A 1,830-nucleotide genomic window follows, 5' to 3' on the forward strand; every position below is an offset into this window, starting at 1 on the left:
AGTGACTATGCTGCCTTTAAAGAAAAAACGCAGAAAGTTATCGACCAGTTTGATGGACAAGAATCTTACGGAGCAACGATTAATGGGAAACTAACCGTATCAGAAAATGTTGCCGACCTTGGAGGAATTGCTGCAGCCCTTGAAGCTGCCAAGAGAGAGCCAGACTTTTCTGCTGAAGAATTCTTCCACAACTTTGCTCGTATCTGGCGCATGAAAGGTCGTCCAGAGTTGATGAAACTCATGGCTAGTGTCGATGTGCACGCGCCAGCCAAACTCCGTGTTAACATCCAGGTGCCAAACTTCGATGACTTCTTTACAACTTATGATGTCAAAGAAGGCGACGGTATGTGGCGTTCACCAGAGGATCGTGTGATTATTTGGTAAAGTAAGTCCCTAACCAAGTATCATCTTGGAATTAATGATTCATTTTTGAAGTTTATCAATCTGAAAATGCAATGCTATCGAGGTTAACATGAAGAAATTTTTAATGATGCTATCAGCTATTTTTTCAATTTCAGTTCTAGCATCTTGTGGTTTCATTAAAAACAAGAGTAATACAGAATCTTCATCTGCACTATCATCTGTCTCCAAAGACGATAAGACTAGTGTATCAACAGAAGCAAAGTCTGAAAATACTAGTGACTCGTCAACCAAGGAATCGCAATCGACTGCTGAAAATAAGAAAGAAACTAGACAAGATTTATATAAAGAAGTGATTGAACGCTATAACCACTTTACAGACCTTTTAAAACAAGGTAATAGAGAAGATTTATACAAGGAAAATAAACAAGATAAGATTGCTTCAGAAGAATATGGCCTAGTTTTCTCTCGAATGGATTATCATAATGCACCCGATTGGAAATACGCAATTGTTGATTTGAATAAGGATGGGCAAGACGAGTTGCTTATTGGTGATGAAAAATTTGTTTCAGCCATTTATTATTTGGAAAATCAAAAGCCTAACTTACTTCACACAGCTTATGTAGCTTCTGCAGGTGGTTTTCGCTCAGGCTTTGTTATTTACGAAAATGGTCTAGTCTCTTATGCAGACTGGCAGTCAACCCGTCCAGAAATGAACTTGGCTTTATATTCGTTTGATAAAAATGGAGTCCAGAAGATTAAAGAAGCAACTATTCAAATCGGTGGCAATGAAAAAGCAGAGCAAGTTTTAGATATCTCTTCTGAAAAGCTTGATTTGTCTAACATTAGTTGGAAAGAATTGAATCCGGCTAATTAGTTTTGAATTATTTTTCTAGTCAATATTGATTCTTCTGAGAAAATATTAACATAAAAATAGAAGCTACAAAAAAACCGAGGAAATTATCCTTGGTTTTTTGTTTGCTAGAAAAAGGGATTAAAGGTCTTTTCGTGAGCGATGGTCGTAGCCGGGCCGTGCCCAGGATAGACATCGTAGTTAGGAAGAGTGAAGAGTTGAGTCTGGACACTATGGAGAAGTTGTTCCATGCTACCTGTAGGAAGGTCTGTCCGTCCGATGGTTTCGCGGAATAGAACATCTCCGGTTAAGACTAGATGGGCATCAGGAAAAACCAGAGAAACACCTCCGATAGAATGGCCAGGTGTTGGCAATACCGTAAAACGAAACTCTTCGATCTGGTATTCCTCATGAAAGACATAGGTGTGTTCAGCTGGTTTGCAGACGACATCAGCCATATCATCATGACGAGGTAGGCCAGAGAGATTGTCGACTGGAGTGTAAAGCCAGCTGGCTTCACTTTCTGCTACATAAACGGGGGGATTTCCAAAAGTATCTCTAACCAAGTCCAGACTCATAATATGGTCGTAGTGGGTGTGGGTCAGGAGAATCGCACA

The 1,830-nt window shown here is 39.7% G+C and carries 3 protein-coding genes; 2 read left to right on the forward strand and 1 reads right to left on the reverse strand.

The genetic code is table 11. The annotated features are described in order from the left end of the window. The coding region (locus GMD1S_RS07440; RefSeq protein ID WP_000309880.1) for a M13-type metalloendopeptidase at positions 1-384 on the forward strand (384 nt) is incomplete at its 5' end. Between the two features lie 88 nt (positions 385-472). Continuing rightward, on the forward strand, positions 473-1,237 hold the full coding sequence (locus GMD1S_RS07445) for a hypothetical protein (protein ID WP_025172625.1): 765 nt from the start codon (positions 473-475) through the stop codon (positions 1,235-1,237). Between the two features lie 104 nt (positions 1,238-1,341). Here GMD1S_RS07445 and GMD1S_RS07450 read toward each other — a convergent pair. Further along, positions 1,342-1,830 (reverse strand): MBL fold metallo-hydrolase (locus tag GMD1S_RS07450; RefSeq protein ID WP_001073130.1); only part of this gene is annotated, 489 nt, incomplete at its 5' end.

Origin of the sequence: Streptococcus sp. GMD1S, assembly GCF_000296875.1 — a bacterium.
GTDB lineage: Bacteria > Bacillota > Bacilli > Lactobacillales > Streptococcaceae > Streptococcus.

What these genes read in the sequence shown, in the direction of transcription:
- GMD1S_RS07445 (WP_025172625.1), top strand. Translation starts at nt 473, where the DNA reads ATGAAGAAATTTTTAATGATGCTATCAGCTATTTTTTCAATTTCAGTT.